24 protein-coding genes, 1 tRNA gene and 1 riboswitch are annotated in these 26595 nt (G+C 71.2%); of the genes, 17 read left to right on the forward strand and 8 right to left on the reverse strand.

The annotated features are described in order from the left end of the window. The first annotated feature begins 102 nt into the window (after window positions 1-102). From ACIBBD_RS36410 to ACIBBD_RS36445, 8 genes are all read left to right on the forward strand, one after another. Window positions 103-789, forward strand: a complete 687-nt coding sequence (locus ACIBBD_RS36410) for a hypothetical protein (RefSeq protein ID WP_399423993.1) — start codon at window positions 103-105, stop codon at window positions 787-789. After that, window positions 786-2093, forward strand: a complete 1308-nt coding sequence (locus tag ACIBBD_RS36415; RefSeq protein ID WP_399423995.1) for a cytochrome P450 — start codon at window positions 786-788, stop codon at window positions 2091-2093. Before ACIBBD_RS36410 ends, ACIBBD_RS36415 begins: the two co-directional genes overlap by 4 nt. A gap of 181 nt (window positions 2094-2274) precedes the next feature. Next, the gene (locus ACIBBD_RS36420; protein WP_399423996.1) at window positions 2275-3336 is read left to right on the forward strand and encodes a transglycosylase family protein; all 1062 of its coding nucleotides are present in this window, start codon (window positions 2275-2277) and stop codon (window positions 3334-3336) included. Window positions 3337-3541: 205 nt separating this feature from the next. Beyond that, window positions 3542-3708: riboswitch (cyclic di-AMP (ydaO/yuaA leader) on the forward strand. Window positions 3709-3712: 4 nt separating this feature from the next. Then, entirely contained in the window at window positions 3713-4393 is a 681-nt protein-coding gene (locus tag ACIBBD_RS36425) for a transglycosylase family protein (protein WP_399423998.1), read from the forward strand. A gap of 360 nt (window positions 4394-4753) precedes the next feature. After that, a complete protein-coding gene (eno, locus tag ACIBBD_RS36430) occupies window positions 4754-6043 on the forward strand; it encodes a phosphopyruvate hydratase (RefSeq protein ID WP_399423999.1) in 1290 nt (429 codons plus the stop codon). Window positions 6044-6178: 135 nt separating this feature from the next. Next, window positions 6179-6655: a septum formation initiator family protein gene (locus tag ACIBBD_RS36435; protein WP_399424001.1), complete on the forward strand. Its 477-nt coding sequence runs from the start codon at window positions 6179-6181 to the stop codon at window positions 6653-6655. Between the two features lie 40 nt (window positions 6656-6695). Further along, window positions 6696-7244 carry a DUF501 domain-containing protein gene (locus ACIBBD_RS36440; RefSeq protein WP_399424003.1) on the forward strand — a complete coding sequence of 183 codons (549 nt, stop codon included), beginning with the start codon at window positions 6696-6698 and terminating at the stop codon, window positions 7242-7244. Continuing rightward, the gene (locus ACIBBD_RS36445) at window positions 7241-8194 is read left to right on the forward strand and encodes an exopolyphosphatase (protein WP_399424004.1); all 954 of its coding nucleotides are present in this window, start codon (window positions 7241-7243) and stop codon (window positions 8192-8194) included. Before ACIBBD_RS36440 ends, ACIBBD_RS36445 begins: the two co-directional genes overlap by 4 nt. A gap of 12 nt (window positions 8195-8206) precedes the next feature. Here the strand turns inward: ACIBBD_RS36445 and ACIBBD_RS36450 are convergent, their stop codons facing one another. Beyond that, on the reverse strand, window positions 8207-8491 hold the full coding sequence (locus tag ACIBBD_RS36450; protein WP_399424005.1) for a type II toxin-antitoxin system RelE/ParE family toxin: 285 nt from the start codon (window positions 8489-8491) through the stop codon (window positions 8207-8209). Window positions 8492-8918: 427 nt separating this feature from the next. Here ACIBBD_RS36450 and ACIBBD_RS36455 point away from each other — a divergent pair, with 427 nt between their 5' ends. Together ACIBBD_RS36455 and ACIBBD_RS36460 are read left to right on the forward strand one after the other, a co-directional pair. Next, a complete protein-coding gene (locus ACIBBD_RS36455) occupies window positions 8919-10316 on the forward strand; it encodes an NAD(P)/FAD-dependent oxidoreductase (RefSeq protein WP_399424006.1) in 1398 nt (465 codons plus the stop codon). Window positions 10317-10625: 309 nt separating this feature from the next. Continuing rightward, window positions 10626-11915: a class I SAM-dependent methyltransferase gene (locus ACIBBD_RS36460; RefSeq protein WP_399424008.1), complete on the forward strand. Its 1290-nt coding sequence runs from the start codon at window positions 10626-10628 to the stop codon at window positions 11913-11915. Window positions 11916-12013: 98 nt separating this feature from the next. Here the strand turns inward: ACIBBD_RS36460 and ACIBBD_RS36465 are convergent, their stop codons facing one another. Together ACIBBD_RS36465 and ACIBBD_RS36470 are read right to left on the reverse strand one after the other, a co-directional pair. After that, entirely contained in the window at window positions 12014-14542 is a 2529-nt protein-coding gene (locus ACIBBD_RS36465; protein WP_399424010.1) for an ABC transporter permease, read from the reverse strand. A gap of 53 nt (window positions 14543-14595) precedes the next feature. Beyond that, a complete protein-coding gene (locus ACIBBD_RS36470; RefSeq protein ID WP_399424012.1) occupies window positions 14596-15366 on the reverse strand; it encodes an ABC transporter ATP-binding protein in 771 nt (256 codons plus the stop codon). 400 nt (window positions 15367-15766) lie between these two features. Between ACIBBD_RS36470 and ACIBBD_RS36475 the strand changes: the two genes are divergently transcribed. The 3 genes from ACIBBD_RS36475 (at window position 15767) to ACIBBD_RS36485 (ending at window position 18302) form a co-directional block, all read left to right on the forward strand. After that, window positions 15767-15849: transfer RNA gene (locus ACIBBD_RS36475), tRNA-Leu, on the forward strand. Window positions 15850-15998: 149 nt separating this feature from the next. Next, window positions 15999-17174: a 4-hydroxybenzoate 3-monooxygenase gene (locus ACIBBD_RS36480; protein WP_399424014.1), complete on the forward strand. Its 1176-nt coding sequence runs from the start codon at window positions 15999-16001 to the stop codon at window positions 17172-17174. A gap of 213 nt (window positions 17175-17387) precedes the next feature. Then, complete coding sequence (locus tag ACIBBD_RS36485; protein ID WP_399424016.1) at window positions 17388-18302, forward strand: Bax inhibitor-1/YccA family protein; 915 nt, start codon at window positions 17388-17390, stop codon at window positions 18300-18302. Between the two features lie 111 nt (window positions 18303-18413). Here the strand turns inward: ACIBBD_RS36485 and ACIBBD_RS36490 are convergent, their stop codons facing one another. After that, window positions 18414-18641, reverse strand: coding sequence for a DUF4287 domain-containing protein (locus ACIBBD_RS36490; protein ID WP_399424018.1), 228 nt, complete (start codon window positions 18639-18641; stop codon window positions 18414-18416). 103 nt (window positions 18642-18744) lie between these two features. Between ACIBBD_RS36490 and ACIBBD_RS36495 the strand changes: the two genes are divergently transcribed. After that, window positions 18745-19056, forward strand: coding sequence for a hypothetical protein (locus ACIBBD_RS36495; protein ID WP_399424020.1), 312 nt, complete (start codon window positions 18745-18747; stop codon window positions 19054-19056). Between the two features lie 95 nt (window positions 19057-19151). On the opposite strand, the gene ACIBBD_RS36500 is transcribed toward ACIBBD_RS36495, so the two are convergent. From ACIBBD_RS36500 to ACIBBD_RS36510, 3 genes are all read right to left on the reverse strand, one after another. Beyond that, window positions 19152-19934: a hypothetical protein gene (locus ACIBBD_RS36500; RefSeq protein WP_399424021.1), complete on the reverse strand. Its 783-nt coding sequence runs from the start codon at window positions 19932-19934 to the stop codon at window positions 19152-19154. Window positions 19935-20236: 302 nt separating this feature from the next. Continuing rightward, a complete protein-coding gene (locus ACIBBD_RS36505) occupies window positions 20237-21454 on the reverse strand; it encodes an acetyl-CoA C-acetyltransferase (protein WP_399424023.1) in 1218 nt (405 codons plus the stop codon). Window positions 21455-21601: 147 nt separating this feature from the next. Beyond that, window positions 21602-22633: an SGNH/GDSL hydrolase family protein gene (locus ACIBBD_RS36510; RefSeq protein WP_399424025.1), complete on the reverse strand. Its 1032-nt coding sequence runs from the start codon at window positions 22631-22633 to the stop codon at window positions 21602-21604. A 149-nt stretch (window positions 22634-22782) separates the two neighbouring features. Here ACIBBD_RS36510 and ACIBBD_RS36515 point away from each other — a divergent pair, with 149 nt between their 5' ends. Both ACIBBD_RS36515 and ACIBBD_RS36520 read left to right on the forward strand, forming a co-directional pair. Beyond that, the gene (locus ACIBBD_RS36515; RefSeq protein WP_399424027.1) at window positions 22783-24171 is read left to right on the forward strand and encodes a cystathionine beta-synthase; all 1389 of its coding nucleotides are present in this window, start codon (window positions 22783-22785) and stop codon (window positions 24169-24171) included. A 372-nt stretch (window positions 24172-24543) separates the two neighbouring features. Continuing rightward, the gene (locus ACIBBD_RS36520; RefSeq protein WP_399424029.1) at window positions 24544-24954 is read left to right on the forward strand and encodes a DUF6924 domain-containing protein; all 411 of its coding nucleotides are present in this window, start codon (window positions 24544-24546) and stop codon (window positions 24952-24954) included. Between the two features lie 7 nt (window positions 24955-24961). Here ACIBBD_RS36520 and ACIBBD_RS36525 read toward each other — a convergent pair whose 3' ends face one another. Then, the gene (locus ACIBBD_RS36525; protein ID WP_399424129.1) at window positions 24962-25390 is read right to left on the reverse strand and encodes a hypothetical protein; all 429 of its coding nucleotides are present in this window, start codon (window positions 25388-25390) and stop codon (window positions 24962-24964) included. Window positions 25391-25659: 269 nt separating this feature from the next. Here ACIBBD_RS36525 and ACIBBD_RS36530 point away from each other — a divergent pair, with 269 nt between their 5' ends. After that, the gene (locus tag ACIBBD_RS36530; protein WP_399424131.1) at window positions 25660-26526 is read left to right on the forward strand and encodes a MurR/RpiR family transcriptional regulator; all 867 of its coding nucleotides are present in this window, start codon (window positions 25660-25662) and stop codon (window positions 26524-26526) included. Window positions 26527-26595: the final 69 nt, after the last annotated feature.

The following is a 26595-nucleotide window of genomic DNA, read 5'->3' on the forward strand; positions in this document are numbered from 1 at the left end:
GGGGGGGGGGGGGCCCGGGGGTCCCGGGGGGGGGGGGGGGGGTTGGGGGGGGGGGGGGGGGGGGGGGCGCGCCGGGCCGGGGGGGGGGGCGCGCACCACCTGGTGGGCCTCGCCATCGACCTGGCCCGCTGCGGGGTCACGGCGGCCGTGCCCCTGGCGGAGTTCGAGCAGCTGGAGTCGCGGTCCTACCCGGAGTCCGACCTGACCTGGGCGGCCAGGCCCCGGCTCGGCGTCGTGGGCCTTCTCGTGCCGGGGCGGGAGGCCGGCACCTGGCGGGCGAGCGGCCCCCTCGTCGCGGACGCCCTGCGGTCGCCGGAGCTGCGGCCGCCGGAGCCCGACCTGTGGAGGTTCGCGGCCGAGGTGGCGCAGGCGTACAGCCCGGACGACTTCGACGCCGTGGTCCGCGCGGGCCGGGAGGCTCTGCTCGGGTGGGCGCAGGCATCCGACGAGTACGCGGTGTGGTCCCTCGCCGACCTCGCCGCACTGGCCGGGGACGACACGGAGGCCAGGTACTGGTACCGCAGACTGGCGGAACTCGTCCCCAGGCTCGCCCAGCACTTCGGCGAGTACCTCCTGCGGCGGGGCGAGTACGACGAAGCCGCCCGCTACATGACGGAGGCGGCCCGGGCCGGTCATCCCGACGCGGTGCGCGACCTGGGACCCCTCCTCCTCGCCCGGGCCGAGCACTGGCTGGCCGAAGCCGCCGACGCCGGATCGAAGTCCGCCGCCACCCAGCTCGCAGCCCTCCGCGAAGCCCTCCCCCGCATCCGGGCTACCGTCGAGGAGTGACCGACCAGCCCACCCCCGCCACCCCCGCCCCGGCCCTGTTCACCTGGGAATTCGCCACCGACCCCTACCCCGCCTACGCCTGGCTGCGCGAGCACGCCCCCGTGCACCGCACCAGGCTCCCCAGCGGCGTGGAGGCCTGGCTGGTCACCCGGTACGCGGACGCCCGGCAGGCGCTCGCCGACCAGCGGCTGTCCAAGAACCCCGCGCATCACGACGAGCCCGCCCACGCGAAGGGCAAGACCGGTATCCCCGGTGAGCGCAAGGCCGAGCTGATGACGCATCTGCTGAACATCGACCCGCCGGACCACACCCGCCTGCGGCGTCTGGTCAGCAAGGCGTTCACCCCCCGCCGTGTCGCCGAGTTCGCGCCCCGCGTCCAGGAGCTGACCGACGGTCTGATCGACCGGTTCGCTCAGCGGGGGACCGCCGACCTCATCCACGACTTCGCCTTTCCCCTCCCCATCTACGCCATCTGCGACCTGCTGGGCGTCCCCCGGGAGGACCAGGACGACTTCCGCGACTGGGCCGGGATGATGATCCGGCACGGCGGCGGCCCGCGCGGCGGTGTCGCGCGGTCGGTGAAGAAGATGCGCGGCTACCTGTCCGAGCTCATCCACCGCAAGCGCGAGGCCCTCCCCGCCGACCCCACCCCCGGCGAGGACCTCATCTCCGGCCTCATCCGCGCCTCCGACCACGGTGAGCACCTCACCGAGAACGAGGCCGCCGCCATGGCCTTCATCCTCCTGTTCGCCGGCTTCGAGACCACCGTCAACCTCATCGGCAACGGCACGTACGCCCTCCTGACCCACCCCGGCCAGCGCCACCGGCTCCAGGACTCCCTGGCCACCGGCGACCGCGCCCCGCTCGAGACCGGCGTCGAGGAACTCCTGCGCTACGACGGCCCCGTGGAGCTCGCCACCTGGCGCTTCGCCACCCGCCCCCTGACCCTCGGCGGCCAGGACATCGCCCCCGGTGACCCCGTCCTCGTCGTCCTCGCGGCCGCCGACCGCGATCCGGAGCGCTTCACCGACCCGGACACCCTCGACCTCTCCCGCCGGGACAACCAGCACCTCGGCTACGGCCACGGCATCCACTACTGCCTGGGCGCACCGCTCGCCCGGCTGGAGGGGCAGACGGCGCTCGCCACCCTCCTCACCCGCCTGCCCGACCTGCAACTCGCCGTCGATCCGACCGAGTTGAGGTGGCGGGGCGGCCTCATCATGCGCGGACTGCGCACGCTCCCCGTGGAGTTCACCCCGGCCCCGCCCCTCGCTTCGCCCGCACCCGCCGCGCCCGTGCGCTGACCCACCGTCAGGTGATCGTTCCGCGAAGCAAAGGCGACCATTCCTCAACTCTGTGATCTTCACGTGATCTGTGCGGCATTAACTTGTGACAAGTGATCGTCTGCCTATACGTTCACTCGTCAACGCGACGGGGCAGGATCACCCGCCGCGCGGGCACTGCTGTCTCGAGAAAGGCCCTCGCATGCTCTCCGGGAACGGTCGTCACCGTCGCCCCCGCCAGGCCCCGGCCCTCCTCGTCGCGGCCGGCGTGACCGGCTCCGCCATCGCCATCCCCCTGCTCGGCGCCACCGGGGCGAGTGCCGCCGACGGCACGGTGTGGGACAGGGTCGCGGAGTGCGAGACCGGCGGCTCCTGGAGCGCCGACGAGGGCAACGGCGAGTACGGCGGCCTGGCCCTGACTCAGGAGGACTGGGAGGCCTACGGCGGGCTCGACTACGCCACGCGGCCCGACCTCGCCAGCCGCAACCAGCAGATCTCCGTCGCCCAGAAGCTCCTCGCCGACCAGGGTGTCGGCGCCTGGGGCACCTGCGGGCTGACCGCGGGGCTCAGCGAGGACGCGGCCTCGGGTGACGTTGACACCGGCGTGGCGGACGACTCGTCCGACTCCTCCGTGACATCCGGCTTGTCCGACCTGTCCAAGGGGGCGTCCGGGTCCTCGAAGTCCTCCGGTTCCGCGAAGGATTCCGGGAGCGCCTCCACCGACCCGTCCGCCGAATCCTCCACGGATTCCACCGGTACGCCCTCCTCGTCACCTTCGTCCACTTCTTCCTCTACGCCGGACACATCCTCCGCGTCCGACACGTCCACCGGCTCCGGTGCGGGCGGCGCGCAGGCGGGCAACGGCGCGTCCCGGACGGCACCGGGGACGGACGAGTCGGACAAGTCGGGGCAGAGTGCGGGTTCCTGGAGCCTCGTCGACACCGGGGCGGTCGATGCCGGCTCGGCGGACGCCGGGGCCGCCGCGACCAACTCCACCGGCTCCGGCCGCCACCGGGGCGGCACCGCCGACGAGAGCGCGACCGGCGGCACGTCCACCGCCTCCTCCGGCCGTCACGCGGCGGGCACCCTCGGCGGCGCGGCCGGCACCTACACGGTCCGGGCGGGCGACTCCCTCGCGTCCATCGCCGACTCCCTTGACCTCGACGGCGGATGGCGCGCGCTCTACGACGAGAACAAGGACGTCATCGGGGCCGACCCGAGCGACATCGCCCCCGGTCAGACCCTGTCCACAGGGGCCGAATAGGGCGGAAAAGGCGGGAAAAAAGACGGGAGTTCACGTCACACTTCGCGCCGAATGTCCGGTTTGGCGAAAGTGTGGGATGAGTCTCAGAAGCCCTGATCGTCTTTGAAATTCCGCCGATCGCCTGTCTACGGTCGTGATCGCTCGGCAACCCGAGCCCCGGCCGCCGCAACGCCGAATCCTGCCAGTGGCGGCCCGGGAACAGTCGTCGCGTCAAGCGCCGCAGGCAGGAGCGGGGGACCCAAGGTAAGTGCCGCACCGGGCAGTTGACGGCGGCGGCTAGGGGTGAAGCCACGCCTCCCACGGAGGAGTGGCCGGGCAACTCAACCGGCCCGAACCCGACAGCTCACCTCGCAGGCGTCGGTGAGGGGATCGATCCATGCTGTTTTCCGTCAAGGGCAAGCATCGTCGTCCGTCCAAGGCCACTCGCGCCATCGCCATCGCCGGTGTCACCACCGCCGCCGTGGCCGCCCCGCTGATGGCGGCCGGCAGCGCCTCCGCCGCCACGGCCTCCGAGTGGGACGCCGTCGCCCAGTGCGAGTCCGGCGGCAACTGGTCCATCAACACCGGCAACGGTTACTACGGCGGTCTGCAGTTCTCCGCCTCCACCTGGGCCGCGTACGGCGGCACGCAGTACGCCTCCACCGCCGACCAGGCCAGCAAGGCGCAGCAGATCGAGATCGCCGAGAAGGTCCTCGCGGGCCAGGGCAAGGGCGCCTGGCCGGTCTGCGGCACGGGCCTGTCCAACGCCACGTACAACGGCGGCTCCTCCTCGGCCGACACCTCCACGGAGAGCACCACCCGCTCCACCGAGGAGCAGAGCGCCTCCCGCTCCGCCGAGCGTCCGGCGGCCAAGAGCCAGAAGACGGTCACCACCCCGACCGGCAAGAAGGTCAAGAAGGGTGACGGCGAGTACAAGGTCGTCACGGGCGACACCCTCAGCTCCATCGCCGGGAAGCAGAACGTCGAGGGCGGCTGGGAGAAGCTGTTCCAGCTGAACAAGGACATCGTCGAGGAAGCCGACCTCATCTACCCGGGCCAGCAGCTGCACCTCAAGTGACAGCTGGCTCTCAGCGCGGGCACAGTGCCCTCACAGGCGAGGTCCTCATGCTGAAGACCTCGTGAGGGTCCCCCCGTCCCCACGGGCTCCCCGCCCCGGTGCGTGTTCCCCCGTACGCACCGGGGCGGGGTTTTTCCTTGCCCGCCGGTGCCCCCGGTTTCGCCCGCCGTTCGGAGGAGATTCCCCCACCCTCTTTGTTCCGGCTGGGAACAATGTGTACCGTCAGTCTGTCCACGGGACGGTCGGTCGGCTGCCGACGGCCCCGGGGCGGTTAGGCTCTAGTCGCAAGGCACACCGAGGGCTTCATCACGGCCCGCGTGCCCCGCACTACCAGCGTCACATCCCAAGAAGGAGATGCTCGTGCCGTCCATCGACGTCGTCGTAGCCCGGGAAATCCTGGACTCCCGAGGCAACCCCACGGTCGAGGTCGAGGTCGGCCTCGACGACGGCAGCACGGGTCGTGCCGCCGTCCCGTCCGGCGCCTCCACCGGCGCCTTCGAGGCCATCGAGCTCCGCGACGGTGACCCCAACCGCTACCAGGGCAAGGGCGTCGAGAAGGCCGTCCTCGCCGTCATCGAGCAGATCGGCCCGGAGCTGGTCGGCTACGACGCCACCGAGCAGCGCCTGATCGACCAGGCCATGTTCGACCTGGACGCCACCGACAACAAGGGCTCCCTCGGCGCCAACGCCATCCTCGGCGTCTCCCTCGCCGTCGCCCACGCCGCCTCCGAGGCCAGCGACCTCCCGCTCTTCCGCTACCTGGGCGGCCCGAACGCGCACCTGCTGCCGGTGCCGATGATGAACATCCTGAACGGCGGCTCGCACGCCGACTCCAACGTGGACATCCAGGAGTTCATGATCGCCCCGATCGGCGCGGAGTCCTTCTCCGAGGCCCTGCGCTGGGGCACCGAGGTCTACCACACCCTCAAGAAGGTCCTGAAGAGCAAGGGCCTGTCCACCGGCCTCGGCGACGAGGGCGGCTTCGCCCCGAACCTCGGCTCCAACCGCGAGGCCCTCGACCTCATCCTCGAGGCCATCAAGGAAGCCGGCTACACCCCCGGCGAGCAGATCGCCCTCGCGCTCGACGTCGCCGCCTCCGAGTTCTACAAGGACGGCTCCTACACCTTCGAGGGCAAGGACCGCTCCGCCGCCGAGATGACCGAGTACTACGCCGAGCTCGTCGAGGCGTACCCGCTCGTCTCCATCGAGGACCCGCTGTTCGAGGACGACTGGGAGGGCTGGAAGACCATCACCGCCAAGCTCGGTGACAAGGTCCAGCTCGTCGGCGACGACCTGTTCGTCACCAACCCCGAGCGTCTGGCCCGCGGTATCGAGGAGGGCGCCGCCAACGCGCTGCTCGTGAAGGTGAACCAGATCGGTTCGCTCACCGAGACCCTCGACGCCGTCGAGCTGGCCCAGCGCAACGGCTTCAAGTGCATGATGTCCCACCGCTCCGGCGAGACCGAGGACGTCACCATCGCCGACCTGGCCGTCGCCACCAACTGCGGCCAGATCAAGACCGGCGCCCCGGCCCGCTCCGAGCGCGTCGCCAAGTACAACCAGCTGCTGCGCATCGAGGAGATCCTCGACGACGCCGCGGTCTACGCCGGCCGCTCGGCCTTCCCGCGGTTCCGCTCCGCGAACCAGTAAGCACGGCCGCGGCGAGGTCTCCGAGAGCTGACCCCGTGCCGGGGTGAGGCTTGGCCAGTCGTACGTACGTCCCCGTACTCGGTCCCGTACCGTGTCCGGGGACGTACGCACGTGTGAGACGGGAGGCGGGGACAGATGGCCGTGAAGGACCGGGACCGTTTCTCCACCGCGACCAGGATCCGGCTGCTGGGGGAGCAGACGGCGGCCCGTGTCTACCGCTCCCAGACCCGGCGTCAGGCCCGCCGCTCCCGCCTCACCGGCCGCGCGGCCCTGCTGGCGCTGGTCCTGTGCTCGCTGATCGTGGCCCTGGCCTACCCGATGCGCCAGTACGTCTCCCAGCGCGCCGAGATCGCCGACCTGGAGCGCGAGAAGGAGCAGGCCAAGGAGCGGGTGGAACAGCTGCGCGACCTCAAGGCACGCTGGCAGGACGACGCGTACGCCGAGCAGCAGATCCGGCTGCGGCTGCACTACGTGATGCCGGGGGAGACGGGCTACATCGTCATCGACCCGGCCGCGGCGAAGCAGGCCCGCGCCGACCTGGGGGCCGCCGACCGCCCCTGGTACTCGAACGTCTGGGACGGGGTCGACAAGTCCGACGCCTCCGACCAGTGACGGACAGACGGACAGACAGAAAGACAGCCTGAAGACAGTCATGGAAACGCCCCCGCCGCCCACCCCGCGTACCGAGCCCACCGACGCGGACGTCGAGGCCTTCAAGCAGCAGCTCGGGCGCCCGCCGCGCGGTCTGCGCGCGATCGCGCACCGCTGCCCCTGCGGGCAGCCGGACGTCGTGGAGACGGCCCCCCGCCTTCCCGACGGCACGCCCTTCCCCACGCTGTACTACCTGACGTGCCCGAAGGCGAACTCCGCCATCGGCACGCTGGAGGCGAACGGCGTGATGAAGGAGATGACGGACCGCCTGGCGACCGACCCGGAGCTGGCCGCCGCCTACCGGGCCGCCCACGAGGACTACGTCCGGCGCCGGGACGAGATCGAGGAGCTGAAGGGCTTCCCGAGCGCGGGCGGCATGCCGGACCGGGTGAAGTGCCTGCACGTGCTCGTGGCGCACTCCCTGGCCGCCGGCCCGGGTGTGAACCCCCTGGGCGACGAGGCGCTGGAGATGCTGCCGGAGTGGTGGCGCAAGGGCGCGTGCGTGGTGCCGGACGCGTCGGCGACGTCCGTCGCGGAGGAGGCCCGGTGACCCGCGTCGCCGCCGTCGACTGCGGTACCAACTCCATCCGCCTCCTCGTCGCCGACGCGGACCCCGAGACCGGCGAACTGGTCGAGCTGGACCGCCGTATGACGATCGTCCGCCTCGGTCAGGGCGTCGACCGCACCGGCCGGCTCGCGCCCGAGGCGTTGGAGCGGACCTTCGCCGCGTGCCGGGAGTACGCGGCCGTCATCAAGGAACACGGGGCGCAGCGGCTGCGGTTCGTCGCCACCTCCGCCTCCCGTGACGCCGAGAACCGGGACGAGTTCGTGCGCGGGGTGCTGGACATCCTGGGCGTGGAGCCCGAGGTCATCTCCGGTGACCAGGAGGCCGAGTTCTCCTTCACGGGCGCGACGCGGGAGCTGGCCGGCCGGGACGACCTCACCAGGCCCTACCTGGTCGTGGACATCGGCGGCGGCTCCACGGAGTTCGTCGTCGGCGAGGACCACGTGCGCGCGGCACGCTCGGTCGATGTCGGCTGCGTACGGATGACCGAGCGGCACCTGGTGCACGAGGGCGTCGTGAGCGATCCGCCGAGCGCGGAGCAGATCGCGGCGATGCGCGCCGACATCGAGGCCGCCCTGGACGTCGCGGAGCGCACGGTGCCGCTGCGCGAGGCGCACACACTGGTGGGCCTGGCGGGCTCGGTCACCACGGTCTCGGCGATCGCGCAGGAGCTGCCGGAGTACGACTCCGCGGCCATCCACCACTCCCGCGTCTCCCGGGACCGGGTCCGCGAGATCACCGACTGGCTGCTGCACTCCACCCACGCCGAGCGCGCGGCGGTCCCCTCGATGCACCCGGGCCGGGTGGACGTGATCGCGGCGGGGGCGCTGGTCCTGCTGTCGATCATGGAGCGGATCGGCGCGGAGGAGGTCGTGGTGAGTGAGCACGACATCCTCGACGGCATCGCGTGGTCCTTGGTGGCCGACGGGGGATGAGAGGCGAGGCGGCTACAGGGTGCGGCGGACGTCGCGCCGGTCGCCCGCCTTCACGCCCAGGACGACCAGTTCACCGTCGTTGATCTGGTGGGCGACCCGGTAGCCGCCGACCCGGAGCCGGTGGAGCCCCGACGGGCCGGTGAGTTTCGTGGCGTCGGCCTCCTCACGGCACGGATCGTCGCCGAGCGCGGGAGTCGCGTTCGCGGGTCGTCCGGCACCGCGTGGCCCGTGGCGTGGAGGGACACCGGCCCGCGTCGGCCGGTGGCGTAGCTCTCTTTCATTACTGATCGGTAGCACTCTGCTGAGCAGTGCGGATAACGTATGAGCACGCTGGAGGGGCCTGTACGGGCTCCTCGGCGGCGCTCCGACGACACCCCGTCGGAAAACTTCGTGAAGTTCTTCACAAGGAATTCGGCCCCGTCGGAGGACGGGGGCGCCCCGGTTGACCCTTCCGGGGGCGCGACGCCCCGGTGAACGTGTTCAAAAGCGGAGGGCGCGGACGTTTCGCGACGCCCGGCACGGACGTGTTTCGGGGGCCTCACCCACGCTCTTCCGGCTCAGAGAGGCAGCTCACGCGGCATTGACAACGGGTCTCCGTGCCCACGGGTTCCCGGTCCCCGCCATGATGTGGATCACGCGGGCGGCGGAGGATAGCACACACCCTGCCGGAGCTTGTGAAGGGGCGCACGAGCGACCCCCCTGGAGCGGGTGGATACTCGATGGCATGAGCACCACGGAGCGTCCCAGGATCCTCGTAGTAGGCGGTGGGTACGTAGGCCTGTACGCAGCTCGGCGCATTCTCAAGAAGATGCGCTACGGCGAGGCGACCGTCACGGTCGTCGACCCCCGGTCGTACATGACCTACCAGCCCTTCCTCCCCGAAACCGCCGCCGGCAACATCTCCCCGCGCCACGTCGTCGTCCCGCTGCGACGCGTGCTGCCCAAGGCGGAGGTCCTCACCGGCCGGGTCACCACCATCGACCAGGACCGCAAGGTCGCCACGATCGCCCCGCTGGTCGGCGAGGCGTACGAGCTGCCCTTCGACTACCTGGTCGTCGCCCTCGGCGCGGTCTCCCGCACCTTCCCGATCCCCGGCCTCGCCGAGCAGGGCATCGGCATGAAGGGCATCGAGGAGGCCATCGGTCTGCGCAACCACGTCCTCGAGCAGCTCGACAAGGCCGACTCCACCACCGACGAGGAGATCCGCCGCAAGGCGCTCACCTTCGTCTTCATCGGCGGCGGCTTCGCCGGTGCGGAGACCATCGGTGAGGTCGAGGACATGGCGCGCGACGCGGCCAAGTACTACAAGAACGTGTCCCGCGAGGACATGCGCTTCATCCTCGTCGACGCCGCCGACAAGATCCTTCCCGAGGTCGGCCCCAAGCTGGGCGCCTACGGCAAGGAGCACCTGGAGAGCCGTGGCGTGGAGATCTACCTCTCCACCTCCATGGACTCCTGCGTCGACGGCCACGTGGTCCTCAAGAACGGCCTCGAGGTCGACTCCAGCACCATCGTCTGGACGGCCGGCGTCAAGCCGAACCCGGTCCTGGCGCGCTACGGCCTTCCGCTGGGCCCGCGCGGCCACGTCGACTGCGCCCCGACCCTCCAGGTCCAGGGCACGGACTACATCTGGGCCGCCGGCGACAACGCCCAGGTCCCGGACGTCGCCGCCCGCAAGGCCGGCGTGGAGAACGCCTGGTGCCCGCCGAACGCGCAGCACGCGCTGCGCCAGGCCAAGGTCCTCGGCGACAACGTGATCTCCGGCATGCGGGGCTTCCCGCAGAAGGAGTACGCGCACGCCAACAAGGGCGCGGTGGCCGGTCTCGGCCTCCACAAGGGCGTCGCGATGATCGTCATGGGCAAGATGAAGATCAAGCTGCGTGGCCGCCTGGCGTGGTACATGCACCGCGGCTACCACGGCCTGGCGATGCCGACGTGGAACCGTAAGATCCGCGTCTTCGCCGACTGGACGCTCGGCATGTTCCTCAAGCGCGAGGTCGTCGCCCTCGGCGCCCTCGAGTCCCCGCGCGAGGAGTTCTACGAGGCCGCGAAGCCCGCCCCGGTCGCCGCGAAGCCGGCCGAGCAGACGCAGAAGACGGAGGAGAAGGCGAAGGCCTCCTGACCTCCGCCCTCCCGACACCCCGAAGGGGTCGCCCGCCATCCGTGGTGCGGGCGGCCCCTTCGGGCGTTCCCGGGCAGGCCTTACCCGACGGCCCCGGCGCCCGACTCCCGGAGTGAGCGGGGACGGTGACCTCCCGTCCCGGGCGGGTGGTGGACGAAGGGGGGGCCGGGGAGGAGTCCGGTGGGGGAACGCGCCTCGCGTCGGGGCGTTTTGCGCAGATGTAACGTGCGTGGGGGACTGCGGCAGGGCCCCGCGGGTGTTTACGTGGTGTCAGGACATTCAGGGATCACCCTCACGGAGGTGTGCACCATGGCTGACGCCGCGTCGCGGCTCCATGCCCTCGTCGAACAGTTGCTGGGAGCTCCGTTCCCGATGCGTGTCCGAGCCTGGGACGGTTCACAGGCGGGCCCGCCCGACGCGCCGGCCCTGGTCGTGCGCAACCGCAGGGCCCTGCGCCGCCTCCTGTTCAAACCGGGCGAACTGGGCCTGGCCCGCGCCTGGGTGGCCGGCGACCTGGAGATCGAGGGCGACCTCTACACCGCCCTCGACCACCTCTCCGGCCTCATCTGGGACCGCGGCGAGGACGCCCGTACGCTCACCGAGGCCCTGCGCGACCCCCGGTTCCGCGCAGCGGTCCGCGGCCTGGTGAGGCTCGCCGGACCCCCGCTGCCCCCCGCCCCGCCGCAGGAGGAGGTCCGCCGCACCGGCCACCTGCACACCCGCCGCACCGACAGACGCGCCATCAGCCACCACTACGACGTCGGCAACGACTTCTACGAGCTCGTCCTCGGCCCGTCCATGGTGTACTCCTGCGCCTACTGGGAGTCCCCCGACAGCACCCTCGAGGCCGCCCAGCACGACAAGCTCGAACTGGTCTGCCGCAAGCTCGCCCTGACTCCGGGCCAGCGCCTGCTGGACGTCGGCTGCGGCTGGGGCTCGATGGCGATCCACGCGGCCCGCGACCACGACGTGAGCGTCGTCGGCATCACGCTCTCCCAGGAGCAGGCCACGTACGCCCGCAAGCGCGTCGCGGACGCCGGCCTCACCGACAAGGTGGAGATCCGCGTCCAGGACTACCGGGACGTCAACGACGGCCCCTACGACGCGATCTCGTCCATCGGCATGGCGGAGCACGTCGGCGCCGAACGCTATCGCGAGTACGCGAGCGCCCTGCACGCCCTCCTCAGGCCGGGCGGCCGCCTGCTCAACCACCAGATCGCCCGCCGCCCCCAGCGCGACGAGTCCACCTACCACGTCGACGAGTTCATCGACGCCTACGTCTTCCCGGACGGCGAACTCGCCCCCCTCGGCACCACCGTCACCCAGCTCGAACGCGCCGGCTTCGAGGTCCGCGACGTGGAGTCGATCCGCGAGCACTACGCCCTCACCCTGCGCCGGTGGGTGACCCGCCTGGAGGCCGACTGGGCCCAGGCGGTACGGCTCACCTCGCCCGGCCGCGCCCGGGTCTGGCGCCTGTACATGGCGGCCTCCGCCCTCGCCTTCGAACACAACCGCATCGGCGTCAACCAGGTCCTGGCCGTCCGCACCCCGGCCTCCGGCGCCTCCGGCATGCCGCTGCGCGCCCGCACCTGGAACTGACCCCCGGCACCCGACGCCCGAGGAGCCCCGTCCCCCGGCACCGGAAAACACGGCAGGGGCCCCGCCGCACACCGCGACGGGGCCCACCCTCGTCCCACCTACTCCGACTTGATCGCCGCCAGCATGTTCAGCCGGGCCGCCCGCCGCGCCGGCCACAGCGCCGCCAGGACGCCCACCGCGGCGGCGAGCGCCAGGAACGCGGCCATCCGTCCCCACGGCAGGACCAGTTCGTAGGTCGCCATCTTCGTGCCGAGCAGCTCGCCGGCCGCCCAGCCGAAGAACACGCCGAGCCCGATGCCGAGCACCCCGCCGAAGAGGGAGATGACGAGCGACTCGAGCCGCACCATCCGCTTCACCGCCCTGCGGTCCAGTCCGATGGCGCGCAGCATGCCGAGCTCCTGCGACCGCTCGAACACCGACATGGCCAGGGTGTTGATGACCCCGAGCACCGCGACGATCACGGCCATCGCGAGCAGCCCGTAGAGCATGTTCAGCATGAGCGTGAACATCTGCGCGACCTCGTCGGAGATGTCCTTCTTGCTCTGGACCTTGATGGCCGGGTTGGAGCCGAGGGCCTTCTCCAGCCGGTCCTTCGTCGCGTCGGACGCGCCGCCCGACGTCTTGACCAGGATGCGCATCTCGGCCGGGTCCTCCTGGTGCCCGTCGAGGGCGGAGGTGTCCAGCATGATGCCCTGGATCAGGTCGTTGCCCTCGTAGACCCCGGCGACCGTCAGCCGCTGCTTGGCGCCGTCCTCGTACGACACCGTGAAGGCCGAACCGGCCTTCCAGCCGTGGGACTCGGCGGTGTCGCGGTCCACGACGACCCGGGAGCCGCCGACCTCGAAGGCGCCGTCGTCCAGCGTGAGGTCGGTCAGTTCGCCGATGGCGGAGCCGTCGACGCCGGTGAGGTACTCGGTCGTGCCGTCGATACGGGCCGGCGCGTTGCGCATCGGGCTGGTGGCGGTCACCCCGTCGGTGTTCCCGAGCTTCTCGTCGACGTCGGGCGAGAGGCCGTTGCCGTTCGCCATCGACACGACGTAGTCGGCCCTGATCGCGGAGGACGCCATCTTGTCGATGGCCTTCTGCAGGCTGCCCGCCATCACCGTCATACCGGTGATCAGGGTCAGCCCGATCATCAGCGCGGAGGCGGTGGCCGCCGTACGGCGCGGGTTGCGCACCGAGTTCTGCCGGGCCAGCTTGCCGGACACCCCGAAGACACGCAGGACGGGCGCCGCGGCCGCGATGAGCGGGCGGGACAGCAGCGGGGTCAGGACGAACACGCCGATGATCAGCAGGACCGCGCCGAGACCCATCGGGGCCTGGCCGTCGGAGCCGTCCATCGTGGTCGCGGCGAGGATCACGGCGACACCCGCAGCCGAGAACAGCGCGCCCAGCGTGTTGCGCAGCACCAGCGACTTGGTGGTCGCCTGGGCGTGCACGCTGCTCATGGCGGCGACCGGCGGGATCTTCGCGGCCCGGCGGCCGGGCAGCCACGCGGCCAGCATGGTGATGACGACACCGACGACGAGGGCGGCCCCGACCGTGCCGGGCGAGACCACCAGCGGCCCCTCGGGGACGGTCTCCCCGAGCGCGCCCAGCAGCGACCGCAGCCCGGCGCCGATGCCGATGCCGGCCACCAGACCGGTCACACCGGCGACCGTGCCCACCACGAACGCCTCGATCAGCACCGACCGGGTGACCTGCCGGCGGGAGGCGCCCACGGCCCGCAGCAGCGCGAGTTCCTTGGTGCGCTGGGCGACCAGCATGGTGAAGGTGTTGGCGATGATGAACGTGCCGACGAACAGCGCGATCCCGGCGAAGACCAGCAGGCCCTGCTTCAGCCCGCTCATCTGCGAGGAGATCAGCTCCGCCTGGTCGTCGGCGAGCTGCTCACCGGTGGTGGTCTCGACGAGCTTCGCGGGGAGCGCCTTGTCCAGCGCCTCCTTCAGCGCGGTCTGCGAGGTCCCGGCGGCGGCCTTGACGGCGATCTCGTCGTAGGTGCCGGTCTTGCCGAACAGCTGCTGCGCGGTGGCCGTGTCGAACAGAGTGAGGCTGCCACCGGCGGCGACGTTGCCGTCGTCGGTGGTGAAGATGCCGGTGACGCGCGGGGTGAGCACGGGACCGTCGACCGAGAGCCGTACGGTGTCGCCGACCTCGTATCCGGCCCGGCGGGCGGTCTCGGCGTCGATGGCGACCTGGCCGGCGCCGCGCGGGGCGGAACCTTCCTGCAGCGGGTAGCGGGGGTCCTTGTCCCCCCAGTAGTTGCCGCCCTGCGACTGGAAGCCGCCGCCGACGAGCTTGCCGTCCTTGTCGGCGAGCGCGGTGAAGCCGCTGACCACGCCGATGGCGGAGGAGGCACCGGGCACCTTCGTACTCGCGTCGAGCAGGGCCTGGGTCAGCTCGGGCGTCGTGCCGATGCGGTCGCCCACGTCCTCCCGCGACTCGGGCGTGACGGCGACGTCGACCTGGTCGAAGCCCTGGGCGGAGCTCTTCTGGTAGGCGTCGGAGATGGTGTTGGTGAAGACCAGGGTCCCCGACACGAAGGCCACGCCGAGCATCACGGCGAGCACGGTCATCAGGAGCCGGGCCTTGTGCGCGAGGACGTTGCGCAGGGCGGTTCGGAACATGGGTTCTTTTCTTCTCAGTCCGGATTCTCGGACCCGTCGGTCCTGAGGGGGGATCAGCTGGTGCGGCCCTTGGCGTCGAACTGCTTCATCCGGTCCAGCACGGAGTCGGCCGTCGGCCCGTACACCTCGTCGACGATCCGGCCGTCGGCGAGGAAGACCACCCGGTCCGCGTAGGCGGCGGCCACCGGGTCGTGGGTCACCATCACCACCGTCTGCCCCAGCTCCCGTACGGAGTTGCGCAGGAAGCCCAGCACCTCGGCGCCCGAGCGGGAGTCGAGGTTTCCGGTCGGCTCGTCACCGAAGATGATGTCCGGCTTCGAGGCCAGGGCGCGGGCGACGGCGACGCGCTGCTGCTGGCCGCCGGAGAGCTGCGAGGGCCGGTGGCCGAGGCGGTCGGCGAGCCCGACCATCCGGATGACGCTGTCCAGCCACTGCTTGTCCACCTTGCGGCCGGCGATGTCCATCGGGAGGGTGATGTTCTCCAGGGCGGTCAGCGTGGGCAGCAGGTTGAACGCCTGGAAGATGAACCCGATCTTGTCCCGGCGCAACTTGGTGAGCTGCTTGTCCTTCAGCGAGCCCAGCTCGGTGTCACCGATGCGCACGGAGCCGGAGGAGAAGGTGTCCAGACCGGCCACGCAGTGCATCAGCGTGGACTTGCCGGAGCCGGACGGCCCCATGATGGCGGTGAACTCGGCCTGCCGGAAATCGACGGAGACCCGGTCCAGGGCGACCACCTGGGTCTCGCCCTGTCCGTAGATCTTCGACAGGTCCGTGGCGCGCGCGGCCACGGCGGTGGCCCGGTCGGCGAGAGGGGTGGTGGGCACGGGGTGACTCCTGTCGGGACGACGTCGTTGCTTCGGGAACGTGAACCATCGTCCCGGCCGCCCGCCGCCGTGTAGTCAGCCGCTGTTCCGGTTCCGAAGGCAGACTCCGGTCGGACCGCGGACCGCCGTGTCATACCAGGGGATGACCTCCGACCCCGAGGGGTGGTGCGCCACGATCGTCAAGAACCGGTGGAGCACCCTCGTTCGGGCGGTGAAATTCCGTCATTCCGCATGCGCGGCCGCCCGTCGCACGCGAGCCTGTTGGCAAGTGCGGATGGCGGGTTCCAGGGGCTGATGCTCCCTCAGACCTCAATAAAATAAGACAACATCGGGCCACTTCGCCGCTGTTCGGGGGACGCGCCCCGATAGGCTCGGGTCCTCGATGCGGAGCCCATGGCCTGCCCGGATGGTGGAATGCAGACACGGCGAGCTTAAACCTCGCTGCCCCTCGCGGGCGTACCGGTTCAAGTCCGGTTCCGGGCACCTCCCACATCTCCCTCTTCGCTGCACCCTCCATTGAGACCTTGACGGTCCGCGTGCAGAACCGTTGACACCCGGTGAAAGCGGGCGCAGACTCACGTCCACCATCGGTGAAAAAAACTTCACTATACGAACACGCGAAGGGACGTCCGATGCGCACCACCGTCGGCATCATCGGCGCCGGCCCCGCCGGCCTCCTCCTCGCCCGCCTCCTGCGCAACGCCGGCATCGACTCCGTCGTCCTGGAGAGCCGCGACCGGGCCTATGTCGAGCAGCGGCAGCGCGCCGGAATCCTGGAGCAGGGCACGGTGGACGTGCTGCGCGCGGCCGGCGCCGGGGAGCGCATGGACCGCGAGGGCCTGCGCCACGACGGCATCGAGCTGCGCTACGCCAGGCAGCGCCACCGCGTCGACTTCCCCGCCCTCACCGGCGGCCGGTCGGTGACGGTCTACGCCCAGACCGAGGTCTGCAAGGACCTCATCGCCCTCCAGCTCAAGGACGGCGGCCCGCTGCTCTTCGAGGCGGAGGCCCTCGCGGTCGAGGACGCCGACACCGACCACCCGCGCGTGCGCTTCCGCCACGAGGGCGCCGAGGACGCCCTGGAGTGCGACTACGTCGTCGGCTGCGACGGCTTCTGGGGCGTGGCCCGCAAGGCGATACCCGCCGAGCTGGTCCGGGTCTTCGAGCGGACGTACCCGTTCGGCTGGCTCGGCATCCTCGCCGACGTGCCGCCCTCCCACGACGAGCTGGTCTACGCCCGCCACGACCGCGGCTTCGCCCTGCTGTCCATGCGCTCGCCGTCCGTCTCCCGCCTCTACCTCCAGGTGCCCGAGGGCACCGACGCCGAGGCGTGGAGCGACGACGACATCTGGGCCGAGCTGGAGCGCCGCTTCGAGACGGCCGACGACTGGCGGCTGGAGCGCGGTCCGATCACCCAGAAGTCGGTCACCCCCATGCGTTCCCACGTCCACGAGCCCATGCGGCACGGCCGCCTCTTCCTCGCCGGTGACGCGGCCCACATCGTGCCGCCGACCGGCGCCAAGGGCCTGAACCTGGCCGTCGGCGACGTCGTCACCTTCGCGCGGGCGCTGACGCACGAGAAGGAGACCGGTTCGGCGGAATTGCTCGACGCCTACTCGCAGACCTGCCTGCGCCGCGTGTGGCAGGCCGAGCGGTTCAGCTACGACATGACGACCCTCCTGCACCGCGCCCCGGACGCCACCCCCTTCGAGGACCGTCTCCAGCTCGCCCGGCTGGAGCGGATCGCGTCCTCCCGCGCCGCGGAGACCGACCTGGCCGAGGGCTACACGGGCTTCCCGTTCGGGTGACGTGGGGCCGGTGTGAGCGGGTGATCTCCGAGCGGTTCCGGGCGTGTACCGGGTTGGTCATGAATGAGGCCCTCCGGTGCCGGGAATCAGGGATGCACGTAGCGTGTTGCGCAGCACGACGAGGGAAAGATCCTCCCCAAGCACTAGGGTCAATCCTTTGCCTACCTATTACTCTTGAGCCAAGGCCGCGCTGTGTGGCCATGGAGGAGTGAAATGAGGAGCAGAAACCCGGTCTTCTCGCGACGGGGGTTCAGCCGCGACAACGGCTACGCGGGCTTCGACGCCGCGCCGCAGGCCGGGGGTCCCGCTGTCGGTACGCAGCAGGGCAACCCGTACGCGCAGGGCAACCCGTACGCCCAGCCGGCCGGCAACCCCTACGCGCAGAACCCCTACGCCCAGCAGGACGTGCAGTACGGCGCCCCGCAGGCCCCGGTCGCCACCACCGGTGCGATGACCATGGACGACGTGGTCGCGCGCACCGCGACGACGCTCGGCACCGTGGTCGTGACCGCCGTCCTGTCGTGGCTGCTGCTGCCGGTCGACGAGGCCAACCTCGGCAAGTCCTACGGCATCGCCGTCGGCGCCGGTCTGGTCGCGATGGTGCTGGCGCTCGTCCAGTCCTTCAAGCGCCGCCCCGCGCCCGCGCTGATCCTGTCGTACGCCGCCCTCGAGGGCGTCTTCCTCGGCGTGATCTCCAGCGCGGTGTCCACGTACATCGCGGACGGGGTCGTCGCCCAGGCCGTCCTCGGCACCATGGCGGTCTTCGCCGGTGTGCTCGTGGCGTACAAGGCGGGCTGGATCCGCGTCAACCGCCGTTTCTACGGCTTCGTCATGGCGGCCGCGCTCGGCTTCGTCCTGCTGATGGCCGTGAACCTGCTGTTCACCGTCTTCGGCGGCGGCGACGGCCTCGGCTTCCGCAGCGGCGCCCTCGGCATCGTGTTCGGTGTCATCGGCATCATCCTCGGTGCCTGCTTCCTCGCCCTGGACTTCAAGCAGGTCGAGGACGGCATCGCCTACGGCGCGCCGCGCGAGGAGGCCTGGCTCGCCGCCTTCGGCCTCACGCTGACGCTGGTGTGGATCTACATGGAGTTCCTGCGACTCCTCGCCATCCTCAACAGCGACGACTAGCGCGACCGGTCGGCGACCGCCGGCCGGACATGAGGAAGGGCCCCGGGGAAACCCGGGGCCCTTCCTCATGTCCTCATGTCCGTGTCCGGTGGTGGGTGACGTGCGGGCGCGCTACAGCAACTTGCGCGCGGCCCTCCTCAGGTCGTACTCGTGGATGATCGCCTTGGCGTGGCCGTACGCGAGGTTGTGCTCGTGGCGCAGCCAGCTGACCTTCTCCTCGAAGCGGAGAGCGGGGCCTTCGTCGACGGTCCGCAACCAGTCGGACACTTCACGACCGGTGCAGTGGGGGATGCGGGCTAGCAGGTTGCGATGGGTCTCCTCGGAGAAGACTTGGGACATCGGCGCCTCCGAACGCAATGGGCTGTAAGCCGGTCCTTCAGGTCACGGTGCCTGAGCGTTCGCCCGTTGGCAACAGTCCGGGTGCGACGCGTACGCTCACCGCGTGGTTGATACGACGCCTCTGTCCCGTGCGGTGGATCACTTCGCCGATCGTCTGAGGGCGGCACCTCAGAGCCGGCTGCAGAGAGGGGCCGCTGCCGAGGCCCTGGAACTGGCCAGGGAGCTGGCCCGATGGGCGCAGCGCATCGAGGAGCCCGGGGCGGAGCCCCGGGAGATGCCCGACGCCGGCATGTTCGCCGCCGCCGACCAGATCACCGTCGCCGGGCACGACCTGGCGGTGGTGCTGACGGGCGAGGACGAGGTCGCCGAGGCGGTCACCCGGGTGGAGGAGGCGCGCAAACGCGCGGGTGTCTGAACCCCGGCGTGGCTGGGCCCTGGAGGAGGTGAGCCGCAGTGGTTCGCCGTCCTCGGGCTGAGCCGCACAGGCTCGCTGTCCTGGCGGGCTGAGCCCTAGAGGCTCGCTATGACCCGGTCCGCCAGGATGTAGACGTTCTCCTCGCCGCAGGCGAACGTCAGGGTGTACGCGCCCGAGATGCCCGAGCCGCCCAGCAGGTACGGGGTCTCGCCGGCCGTGAGGGCGGTGGCCAGGCGTTCGGCCGTCTCGCGGTGGCCGGGGGTCATGCACAGGGTGGTGCCGTCGGCGAAGACGTAGACGTCGAGGGTGCCGAGCGGGCCCGGGCGGACGTCCGTCAGTTCGGTGCGGGAGGCGGCGAGGTCCTCGAGGGCGGCCACCGTGCGTTCGTGGTCGTTGCCGACCGGCGACTGGACCGGGACGAAGTCCGGGTGGGAGGGGTGGCGGCGGCGGGCCGCGGCCAGCTCGGGGGACTCCCCGGCGAACTCGTCGGTGTCCGCGCTCGACTCGCTCACCGGCTCCAGCGGCTCCAGACCCGCGAAGTCCGCCTGGTGGGGCAGGAACAGCTCGCTGTCCGGCAGACCCAGCAGGGAGGGTGCGTCGGAGACGTCGCGGGACTCCTGCGCGGCCCAGAACGCGCGCGCCTCCGCCAGTTCCCGCTCCCGCTCCTCGGCGAGCGCCTCGGCCACCGCGGCGCGTATCTCGTCGGCGTCCGACGCGCCGCGGGCGGCCGGCACGAGGCCGTGCGTCCCGAGGCCGTGGTTATCGACCAGCTCGGCGCGCAGCGCCGCGACCTGACGGCGCAGCTGCACAAGGGTGCGCAGGACGGCGACACCCACGGCGCCCGTGGCGGCCGTGGTGACCAGCAAGGCGATCGGCATGGCGCTCACTGACGTACTCCCGGTTCAAAGTCGACCCCCGACTTCCTACATCAGCTTGAAGGGCGGACTATCCAGCTGTCAGTGCGTAACGTCACGAAACGGACAGGACTTTGAGCCTGGGGTTTGTGGTGGAACGGCTCTGAGCTGGTGAATCCCCACCGTGAGGGAGATAGGTCACATCCTGGGGGAGATTGGATCACAGAACGGCCCGGAGTCCAGGGGGTTCCCGAACTCCGGGCCATCGGCTCACGGTGGGTGCCGCGGCGGCTACCGAGAGGTCCGCGCGACGGCTGCCGGGCGGCTCAGCTGAGGCGCTCGATGACCATCGCCATGCCCTGCCCGCCACCGACGCACATCGTCTCCAGGCCGAACTGCTTGTCGTGGAACTGGAGGGAGTTGATCAGCGTGCCGGTGATCCGGGCGCCGGTCATGCCGAAGGGGTGGCCGACGGCGATGGCGCCGCCGTTGACGTTCAGCCGGTCGAGGTCGATGCCCAGCTCACGGTAGGAGGGGATCACCTGGGCGGCGAACGCCTCGTTGATCTCGACCAGGTCGATGTCGTCGATGGTGAGGCCGGCCCGCTGGAGGGCCTGCTTGCTCGCCTCGACCGGGCCGAGGCCCATGATCTCGGGGGAGAGGCCGGAGACGCCGGTCGACACGATCCGGGCGAGCGGGGTGAGGCCGAGCTCGCGGGCCTTGGTGTCGCTCATGATGACGACCGCGGCGGCGCCGTCGTTCAGCGGGCAGCAGTTGGCGGCGGTGACCAGGCCGTCGGGGCGGAACACCGGCTTCAGGCCCTGGACGCCCTCCAGGGTGACGCCGGCGCGCGGGCCGTCGTCCTTGCTGACGACCGTGCCGTCGGGCAGGGTCACCGGGGTGATCTCGCGCTCCCAGAAGCCGTTCTTGAGGGCTTCCTCGGCGAGGTTCTGGGAGCGGACGCCGAACTCGTCCATCTCCTGCCGGGTGACGCCCTTCCAGCGGGCGAGGTTCTCGGCGGTCTGGCCCATCGCGATGTAGGCGTCCGGGACGAGACCGTCCTCGCGCGGGTCGTGCCAGGTGGTGCCCTCCTGCTGCGCGACGGCCGCGGTGCGGGCCTCGGCCTCCGCGAACAGCGGGTTGTGCGTGCCGGGCATGTCGGAGGTGCCGTTGGCGTAGCGGGAGACCATCTCGACGCCGGCCGAGATGAAGACGTCGCCCTCGCCGGCCTTGATGGCGTGCAGGGCCATGCGGCTGGTCTGCAGGGACGAGGAACAGTAGCGGGTGACCGTGCAGCCGGGCAGGTGGTCCATGCCCATCTGTACGGCGACGATCCGGCCGAGGTTGTGGCCCTGCTCGCCGCCCGGGAGGCCGCAGCCGAGCATCAGGTCGTCGATGTCCTTCGGGTCCAGCTCGGGGACCTTGGCGAGGGCCGCCTGGATGATCGTGGCGGTCAGGTCGTCCGGGCGCAGGTCCTTGAGGGAGCCCTTGCCGGCGCGGCCGATGGGGGAGCGGGCGGTCGAGACGATGACGGCTTCGGGCATCACGGCTCCAGACATGAGGGGCATGGCTGGTTGGGAAGTTACCTGTACGTATGGTCAGGGTCACGGTCCTCGCGGTGTGACCCTGACCGCACTTTCTAAGCGCTTGCTTGGCTGCTGTGCCGGATGCGGCCCGGGCCGGGCCCGCCCTCAGACGCCGGACGCGCTGGTGGGCGTCGTCTCCGGCTCCGGCACCCGGCGCCGCCGCCTCCTCTTGAGCAGGGCCCACGGGCCGCGCGGCCCCGTGGGCATGGCCGCCGTGACCTCCGTGCCCGCCTCGGAGGCGGCCTCCGCCGCCGCCTGGGCCACGGGCAGGAAACCCTCGCGGCGGAAGGCGTCCGGACGCTCCTCCTCGGCCGGCCACAGACCCAGGGCCGCGCAGACCGTCGGCAGGACCGCCATCGCCGCCGTCGCGTACCCCTCCGCCGAGGGGTGGTAGTGGTCGGGGCCGAACAGCTCGCGCGGGTTCGCCTCGAACTCGGGGCCCAGCAGATCGCCCAGCGACACCGTGCGGCCGCCCTGTGCGACGACGCCGATCGTCTGGGCGGCCGCCAGCTGGCGGGAGGCGCGGCGGGCCAGCCACCGCAGCGGCTGGCCGACCGGTTCGATGGTGCCCAGGTCGGGACAGGTGCCGACGATCACCTCCGCGCCGGCCGTGCGCAGCCGCCGTACCGCTGCCGAGAGGTGGCGCACCGAGCGGGTGGGGGGCATGCGGTGGGTGACGTCGTTCGCGCCGATCATGATCACGCAGACGTCGGGCACCCGGTCGGCGTTGCCGAGGACCAGCGCGACCTGCCGGTCGAGGTCGTCGGACCGCGCGCCGGGCAGCGCCACGTTCCGCAGCTTCACCGGGCGCTCCGCCACCGCCGCCAGACCGGAGGCCAGCAGCGCGCCCGGCGTCTGTCCCGCCCGGCGGACGCCCTGGCCCGCCGCGGTGGAGTCACCGAGCAGTGTCAGCCGCAGGGCCTCGATTCCGGGGGCGGCGTAGGCTCGGCCGTAGAGGCCGTCGGCTTGGGGCACGCGCGGCTGGGCGCCGTTGCCGTTGACATGGCGTCGCGCCAGCTGCGCCTCCGCCAGCAGCAGTCCGACGACCGCCGCCCCGGCCAGTCCGATCCCGCCGCCGCCGTAGGCCGCGCCGGCCGCGATGCGCCGGGCCACTCTTGCCCTGGACATGCTCGTCATGCCTCGACGCCACCTCCTCGTGTCCGTACACCCACTCCTTGCCCCGTACGGACCGTCCGCCAATCTCGACTGTGAGTGAACGCCATGACCGGGCCTTAGGCTGGCGGGACCACTACGACCACAGTTTTTGCAAGCAACCGGAGACAACGGTGCAATTCCACGACTCGATGATCAGCCTCGTCGGCAACACCCCGCTGGTGAAGCTCAACAGCGTGACCAAGGGCATCCGGGCGACCGTCCTGGCCAAGGTGGAGTACTTCAACCCGGGCGGCTCGGTGAAGGACCGCATCGCCCTGCGCATGATCGAGACGGCCGAGCAGAGCGGTGAGCTCAAGCCGGGCGGCACCATCGTCGAGCCCACCAGCGGCAACACCGGTGTGGGGCTCGCCATCGTGGCGCAGCAGAAGGGGTACAAGTGCATCTTCGTGTGCCCCGACAAGGTGAGCACCGACAAGATCAACGTACTGCGGGCGTACGGCGCCGAGGTCGTCGTCTGCCCGACCGCCGTGGACCCGGAGCACCCGGACTCCTACTACAACGTCTCCGACCGGCTGGTGCGCGAGACCCCGGGGGCGTGGAAGCCCGACCAGTACTCCAACCCCAACAACCCGCTCTCCCACTACCACTCCACCGGCCCCGAGCTGTGGGAGCAGACGGAGGGGAAGATCACCCACTTCGTGGCGGGCGTCGGCACCGGCGGCACCATCTCCGGCACCGGCCGCTACCTCAAGGACGCCAGCGACGGCGCGGTGAAGGTCATCGGCGCCGACCCCGAGGGCTCCGTCTACTCGGGCGGCTCGGGACGGCCGTACCTCGTCGAGGGCGTCGGTGAGGACTTCTGGCCGACCGCCTACGACCGGACCATCGCCGACGAGATCGTGCCGGTCTCCGACAAGGACTCCTTCCAGATGACCCGCCGCCTGGCCAAGGAGGAGGGGCTGCTGGTGGGCGGCTCGTGCGGGATGGCCGTCGTCGCCGCGCTGCGGGTCGCCGAGCGGCTCGGCCCGGACGACGTCGTGGTCGTGCTGCTGCCCGACAGCGGGCGCGGCTACCTCTCGAAGATCTTCAACGACGAGTGGATGGCCGACTACGGCTTCCTGGAGGACGAGGGCCCCAGCGCCCGCGTCGCCGACGTCCTCAACGACAAGGCGGCCGGCTCCATGCCGTCCCTGGTCCACATGCACCCCGACGAGACCGTCGGCCAGGCCATCGAGGTGCTGCGCGAGTACGGCGTCTCGCAGATGCCGGTCGTCAAGCCGGGCGCCGGTCACCCGGACGTCATGGCCGCCGAGGTCGTCGGCTCGGTCGTCGAACGCGAACTGCTCGACGCCCTGTTCAGCAAGAAGGCCTCGCTGGAGGACCCGCTGGAGAAGCACATGTCCGCCCCGCTTCCGCAGGTCGGCTCCGGCGAGCCGGTCGGCGACCTGATGTCCGTGCTGGGCGCGGCGGACGCGGCGATCGTCCTCGTCGAGGGCAAGCCCACCGGTGTCGTCAGCCGCCAGGACCTGCTGGCCTTCCTGGCCAAGGGCGGGAAGTAGCTTCCGGGGTCCGGGAGCCGAACCTCCGGGAAACCTGCGGTGAACCGGGCCCGCCGGCGGTGAACTTCCGTTTGCCCACCGAAGTGGTGGACTTCGCGGAAGTGGTACGAGCGCGTCACGTCCGCGCAGCACACGCTTAACACTGGTCCGGCACATTGGTGGGTGTCGGCAGGGCGGGAGCGGCTCCCCGCCCGGGCCGGCACCGAAACGGCGTCACGGACCTCCGGAGCGGCTCCCGGACCTCCACAGGCGCCATGGACGCGCAAGCCCGGCCTGACCCGGCCCGCGTCCCTCGCGGGGACCGCCGTCGTCCCGCCCCCCGGTAACGGGGGTGCGGCGGTCCCCGCGCACAGTCTCTGAGAGCATCCGGGCATGGCACTGCCCCAGCCCCGCGACCTGACCTCGCTCGTCCTGCGCACCGACTTCACGGACGACGCCGCGTGGGACGCGCTGCGCGCCGCCCTCGACGAGGACCACGCCACCTTCGTCAGCGACCCGCGGTTCGCCGACGTGAGCATCCCGGCGTTGATGGCCGAGGACAACGCGGCCGCCGAGGACGAGCAACTCACCTACCTGTTCCTCGCCGACGCCACCGCCCTGGCCGATCCGCGACACCCGCTGCTGGCCCTCGACCTCTGGGACGAGCCCGGCCGGACCTTCCGGGTGCCGCCCGCCTGGTTCCCGGACGTCTCCGCGAACCTGTCCATCGCCAACATGGACTTCGAGGACTTCGCCGACTGCGCCGACGCCACCGGCACGTTCCGCGGCTTCGGGGACGGCTGACGGCCGGTCAGTCCTCCCAGTCGCCGTCCCGCGAGGACTTGCGGCGCCGGCCGACGAACAGGCCCGGGTTGGTGCGGGCGGCCTGGACCACGTTGACGCCGACGATGCCCGCCCAGGACGCGAGCAGGCCCGGCAGGTGAGCGGTTCCGGCGCCGATCGCGGACAGGGGGACCGCCAGCACCAGCGAGACGATGCCGAAGCCGAAGCGCTCGCCCCAGGAGTCCGTCGCCCCGGACGAGCGGCCGTCGCGGGCCGCCACCATCTGCTGCTCCGCGAACTGCCGGCGCACCCGGCGCTCCACCGCGCCGTCGATGCGCTGGTCGACCTTCTCCAGGAACGAGTCCACCAGGGCGGGCTCGTACTCCTCACCCAGTTCCCTGCGCGCTTGCAGGGTGGCGTTGAGTTCCTTCTTCAGTTCGGAGTCGCGCGCGTCCATGGTGGTCTCCCATCCCGTCATGCCGTCCACCGTAGGGACCGGCCGTGGCGGTGGCACTGGGGTTAGCCCCCGTCTTGGCCCGGGGGTCGCCGACCGCGACGGGGGGAGGGGACGGGAGGCAGCGGGGGCAGCGGAGGGGCGGGACGCGGGGGGTGCGATGCGGGTCGTGGGAGGCCCGGACGGCTTGCCTCGGTGTATAGCGTCATGCAGAGTTCTTGCTGGCTGAATAGGTACGGGTGGAGGGGGAGCGAGGCATGGGGGAGCGAGGCATGGGCGTGGACAGGGACACGGAGGCCGGTGTGGCGGACAGTCCCGCCACACGGCTCCAGGCACTCTTCGAGGGACACCGGCTGACGCCCACCCAGCGGCGCATCGCGCACAGCATGGTGCGGCGCGCCGCCGACGTGCCGTTCCTCTCCAGCGTCGAGCTCGCCGAACTGGCCGGCGTCAGTCAGCCCTCCGTCACCCGGTTCGCCGTCGCCCTCGGCTTCGACGGCTACCCGGCCCTGCGCAGGCACCTGCGTGAGGTCGCGCCCGCCGAGCAGACGGCGGAATCGGCCTCGTACAACGAGTACCAGCAGGCCGTCGAGGCCGAGATCGAGAACCTGAGGCACCTGGCGGAACTGCTCTCCGACCCGCGGCCCGTGCAGCGGGCGGGCCGGCTGCTGGCGGCCTCGCGGCCGCTGCCCGTGCTCGGTCTGCGGGCCGCCGCCTCCCAGGCGTACGGCTTCGCGTACTTCGCCGCCAAGGTGCACCCGGACGTCCGGCTGCTGCACGAGGGCGGTTCGACGCTGCCCGACCGGGTCGACGCGGCCGTGCGCGCCGGCGCCTCCGCCCTGTTGTGCTTCGCTCTGCCCCGCCACCCCCGCGAGGTCGTCGACGCCCTCTCCTACGCCAAGGAGGCCGGGCTGACCGTGGTGACGGTCGCCGACTCGGCGTTCGCGCCGGTCGCCAAGGTGTCCGATCTGCTGCTGCCGGCCGCCGTCGGCACCGGGCTCGCCTTCGACACGGCGTGTGCGCCGATGCTGCTCGGACGGGTGCTGCTGGAGGCGATGTGCGACGACCTGCCCGACGCCCAGGCGCGGTTGGAGGAGTTCGACACGAAGGCGGCGGCACGGGGGCTGTTCGTCGAGTGAGCCGGTTCTCAGATTGATCTCACGTTCGCTCGCTAATCTGCTCGACCAGAGATTTCGGTGTGTTGTCGA

It is taken from the genome of Streptomyces sp. NPDC051315 (assembly GCF_044455165.1).
In the GTDB taxonomy this organism is placed as follows: domain Bacteria; phylum Actinomycetota; class Actinomycetes; order Streptomycetales; family Streptomycetaceae; genus Streptomyces.